This window comes from Acutalibacter sp., assembly GCF_056800975.1.
The window spans coordinates 1-4,263 of record NZ_JBQISV010000135.1 but is presented as its reverse complement, the minus strand read 5'-3'; the positions used below and the strand labels follow the sequence as shown (position 1 = coordinate 4,263).

Genomic DNA, 4,263 nt, shown 5'->3' with positions numbered 1-4,263 from the left:
AAGCAGTCCTCCAGAATAAGATCAGGTCCCTCCCCCGCCATCATCTCCACCCGAAGCTTAGTCAGCCTGGCCTCCGGCTCCGACCCAGTGGTGTGTACCTTCTCCAGCTCCACGCAGAAGTCCCGGCCATCGCGAGAAGCCACATTGAAATAGGTGCGAAGATTCTCTGGGGCTAAAGAGATGCTGTCCATCAACAGAGTCAGCTTGGGGACCTCTGTAACGTTGCCACCCTGGTCACGAAACAAACTCGTGGGGCCGGATATCTCTCTACAGCTTTTGACATGATAACGGCCTCCTTTGATATTGGGGGGTAATCTCTCATACTTAAGAATCGGACAAAAAGGAAATAAGTTGTATATTTTGAAAACAGTTCTTGAATTTTTGAAGAAAGACGGGATTTGACAGAATTACCAGGCAGAAAGCAGTATGATGTGGTGAGAAGGATGTGTAAGAAATCGGTAAGCATTGCCGCCGGGTTTCTTTAATATTATACCGGTACAATAGAGAAAACAAAAACCAGAAGGGACGGTATCGGTATGACACTGAAAGCGCTGCTGTATAAAATAGGTTTGGGAGAGCTGGCGGACACAGTCGCCAGCTGTATGCCCTCGCTGTTCTGGGCAAAAATGGACCTGGACGGAGAGCGGGACAGCATCGGCGCGTTTTCTGGCGAACGTCTCTTTACCGTCAGCCAGGACACCGACCGGTTAGAGCTGGACTTTATTATCAGCGCGGCTGGCGGACACGGCGTGATGCAGGTGGCCGACGCTGGCTCTGGCGCGGTACTTTGGCAGCGGGAGCTTAACGACAGCGCCGTGTTTACTCAGGAGGTGGGGCCTCTGGAAAAGGGCCGGGAATACGCGGTGCGGTTCCTCAGACAGGTGGCTGGCCCAATCACAGTCACTGTCTCCTCCCGCAGCGATCACATCCAGGACCTGGACTTCTCCGCCGACATTCACGGGCTGGCACGCCCAGCATAACAAAGAGAGCCCCTTTCCCATTACGGCAAAGGGGCTCTTTTTCACTTTTCTGCCTCCCACTGGGTCTGCCAGCGGTACAGCCAGTCTAATTGGGCGTCAATATTTTCATCGCTCAAGCAGTCAGGGCCAAACAACTCGGTGATGGTGGCCTGAGTGGAAAAATGCTGCAGGGCAATCAGGGCGGGAAAGGCCCTTTCCTCCTCCCTGCTGAGGAAAGCCTCCTCCCGGTAAGCCGGCAGCATACGGGCCAGCAGTTGGTGGGAACGCCCATAGTTCGCCTCATCAAAGCAAAAATATTCCGTCTGGTCGGCAATCAAGGTCAGGTCATACATGGGAAAGCCGATACAGGCTGTGTCGAAATCATAGACATACAGTCCCCCGTCTGGCGTTCTGCGGATGTTCCCACAATACAAGTCCCCATGACAGGGGCCTGTGGGCAGTGTCTTCAGCCTCTCCCAAAGGGCTTCGCCATATGTGGCATACTCCTCTGCCCGAGGATAATGCTTCTTCCGAAGGATATCCACATAACGGCCAATATAGAACTGCCTGTCCCGCACCGGCAGGGGCTTGGGGTATGCCCGCATCTCCTGATGAAGTCTGCCAGCAAGCCGCCCGATGGCCTCCGGGTCCTGGTCCGGCACACAGTCCTCTCCCTCAATATATTCATAGAGGAGCAGCAGTTGGGACTCCCACAGCAGGCCGGGCCAGTCAGAGCGGGTGGGCATGATTTCCGGTGTGGGAAAACCCTGCCGGTGAAGAAACATCTGTACCTCTGCCCCCACTTCCGCATCATTGGCCAGAGAGGGTTTGACTACCCGCAGAAAATACTTTTTCCCGTTGGAGTAGGCTGCATAGGCCAGGCTCCCGCTGTCTCGGAGCAGCTCCAAATGCTCAAAGGCAGGGGGCCAATTTTGGTTCAGCTGAGCAAGAAGCTTCTCCATCATTTTCCTCCTATCTGTTGTCCAGCAAGGCCAAAACCTCGGGGAAAGCCTCCAGACTCCGGCGGAGAATGCCATGCATCTGGGCAATGGCTACGCCGTAGTTGACCATAGGAACGCCCACGGTCTTTGCCCGGGCCACCCGGCTCTGCATCTCTTTCTCATTGAGCATACAGCCGCCGCAGTGGACCACCAGCTGGTAACCCTCAGGCTTCTCCGGAAACTCGCCGCCAGAGGTAAAGTCGTACTGAGGCTTGACCCCAGTGTACTTCTCAATCCAGGCTGGCAGCTTCACTGTGCCGATGTCCCCGCACTGACGGTGGTGGGTGCACCCCTCGGAGATCAACACCCGGTCGCCGTCCTTCAGAGTGGCCAGCCGGGCAGCGCCCTTTACCAGCATGGGCAGGCTGCCCTTATACCGGGCAAACAGAATGGAGAAGGAGGTGAGCAGCACATCCTCGGGCACATCCTCCGCCACCCGCTGAAAGGCTTGGGAGTCTGTAATGACAATTTTGGGCTTGACGGACAAGGACCTCAGCACCGCAGACAACTCCTCTGGCTGACAGGTGACAAAAGCGCAGTGAGCGTCCAGAATGTCCCGCATGGTCTGCTGCTGGGGAAGAATCATCCGGCCCTTGGGCGCGGCTGCGTCAATGGGCGTTACCAGCACAGCCAGGTCGCCGGGGGACAGCAGGTCTGCCACCAGCTGCCGCTGATTTACAGCCTTTTCTGTAAAGCTCCCCAGCTTGTCCTTTAGCTGGTCAATCCCCTCTCCTGTTTTTGCGCTGACATAAATCGCCTGACCGTCAAGCTCCATCCTTGTGGCAAGGAGATCCACTTTACTGTGCGCAACAACATAGGGCGTCCCTCTCTCCCGAAAAAGAGCCAACAGCTCTTGATCCTGAGGACTCAGGCCCAGTCCTGCGTCTACCACCAAAACCGCAATATCGGTTTTCGCCAGAATCTCTCTGGCCTTTTGCACCCGCAGCTCACCCAGCTCTCCCTCGTCGTCCAGGCCGGGGGTGTCGATGATGACAACCGGGCCCATGGGCAGCAGCTCCATTGCTTTCTTCACCGGGTCGGTCGTTGTGCCCTTTACATCTGAGACCACCGCCAGCTGCTGGCCAGTGACCGCGTTTACCAAGCTGGACTTGCCCGCGTTGCGCATCCCGAAGAAAGCAATATGGGGACGTTCGGCGGAAACGGTTGCGTTCAGGCTCATAGAATCACTTCCTCTACTCAAAAATTCGGATTACATACCCGTCTAATGCGGCATACCTTTCCACCCCAGGGCTGGGTCTCCACAGGCGTTATCCCATTCCAGCCCTTACCGGCAGCATACTCAGCCAGCTTTTCAATCTCCTGCACCTGCATGAAGGAGATCTCATTCCCCACTGGCTCCCCCGCGAACATCTGGAAGCCGGTGAATGGGGGCGTTTTCTTTGACGTGATAGCCTTTTTCGCTGAATCTGCTCATAAAATCAACTCCTATTTCATTCTGATTGAGATAGAACCATGATACACCAGTAAATAGGACAACAATATGTCTTGTTTCTGTTAATTCCAGAATTCCAGCAGCTTCTCGTCAACGGCGGCTATCTTTTCTCTGCCCTTCCAGGACTTCAAACCCGGGGGCTCTCGCCTTTCTCCCGGCAGCCACCGAATATCTCCCAGTCCTGCCGGCATCGGTTCCAACCCATCAGATCATCCTTTCCCAGTTTTACAATGCTTAAAGGATGACTGACAGATGTATAAAGTGCATCTACCTTACACTCTTTACTAGAATAATCTCTAATAGCTCATTTCCCTTTTTATCTCCGACAAGCGTTATAACTTTACATCTTTTTCTTAGCAGGTTCCACATATAATTCTGTATATCCACATTCCGGACATACCACGCAGGAAAGCTTTCCGATTTCCCGGGAAACCCATTTTCCATCCTCAGCCGCGGCCACACGCCAGAAATTGTCCGAGCCAAACAGGGCGTAGCCCTCTTTCATTTCCGCCTCACATCTCAGACATTTTCTCATTCCGGCCCTCCTTTACAGCACCATCAACAAGGTGCCCGCACCGATCAGCGTACAGCCAATAGCAGACTTAATGGTTATTTTTTCATGCAGAAATACAAAAGCGAGCAGCAAGGTAATCACCACGCTCATTTTGTCAATAGGCACTACCTTTGAGGCCTCCCCCACCTGCAGCGCATAATAGTAGCACAGCCAGGAGGCCCCGGTGGCAAGACCGGACAAAATCAGAAACACCCAGCTCTTTGGAGCAATGGCGGTCACCCCACCCTGGGTGTTGGTGAGAAACACCATGCCCCAGGCCATGAGTAGCACCACCAG

At 54.3% G+C, this 4,263-nt stretch carries 6 protein-coding genes; 1 reads left to right on the top strand and 5 read right to left on the bottom strand.

The window, feature by feature from the left end; translation table 11 throughout:
• Window positions 1-245 (bottom strand): hypothetical protein (locus tag ACTO5E_RS10330; protein WP_482303422.1); only part of this gene is annotated, 245 nt, incomplete at its 3' end.
• 291 nt (window positions 246-536) lie between these two features.
• On the opposite strand from ACTO5E_RS10330, the gene ACTO5E_RS10325 reads away from it, so the two are divergent.
• A complete protein-coding gene (locus tag ACTO5E_RS10325) occupies window positions 537-980 on the top strand; it encodes a DUF4624 family lipoprotein (RefSeq protein WP_482303421.1) in 444 nt (147 codons plus the stop codon).
• A gap of 41 nt (window positions 981-1,021) precedes the next feature.
• Here ACTO5E_RS10325 and ACTO5E_RS10320 read toward each other — a convergent pair whose 3' ends face one another.
• The 4 genes from ACTO5E_RS10320 to ACTO5E_RS10305 all read right to left on the bottom strand — a co-directional run.
• Window positions 1,022-1,921 (bottom strand): phosphotransferase enzyme family protein, encoded by a 900-nt coding sequence (locus ACTO5E_RS10320; RefSeq protein WP_482303420.1) that lies wholly within the window; start codon window positions 1,919-1,921, stop codon window positions 1,022-1,024.
• Window positions 1,922-1,931: 10 nt separating this feature from the next.
• Entirely contained in the window at window positions 1,932-3,140 is a 1,209-nt protein-coding gene (gene hydF / locus ACTO5E_RS10315; RefSeq protein ID WP_482303419.1) for a [FeFe] hydrogenase H-cluster maturation GTPase HydF, read from the bottom strand.
• A 613-nt stretch (window positions 3,141-3,753) separates the two neighbouring features.
• Window positions 3,754-3,948: a hypothetical protein gene (locus tag ACTO5E_RS10310; RefSeq protein WP_482303417.1), complete on the bottom strand. Its 195-nt coding sequence runs from the start codon at window positions 3,946-3,948 to the stop codon at window positions 3,754-3,756.
• Window positions 3,949-3,960: 12 nt separating this feature from the next.
• The coding region (locus ACTO5E_RS10305; protein ID WP_482303416.1) for an EamA family transporter at window positions 3,961-4,263 on the bottom strand (303 nt) is incomplete at its 5' end.

Excerpts from the sequence above, each read along its gene's own strand:
- ACTO5E_RS10325 (WP_482303421.1), top strand. The coding sequence starts at position 537 with ATGACACTGAAAGCGCTGCTGTATAAAATAGGTTTGGGAGAGCTGGCG.
- ACTO5E_RS10320 (WP_482303420.1), bottom strand. The coding sequence starts at position 1,921 with ATGGAGAAGCTTCTTGCTCAGCTGAACCAAAATTGGCCCCCTGCCTTT.
- hydF (WP_482303419.1), bottom strand. The coding sequence starts at position 3,140 with ATGAGCCTGAACGCAACCGTTTCCGCCGAACGTCCCCATATTGCTTTC.
- ACTO5E_RS10310 (WP_482303417.1), bottom strand. The coding sequence starts at position 3,948 with ATGAGAAAATGTCTGAGATGTGAGGCGGAAATGAAAGAGGGCTACGCC.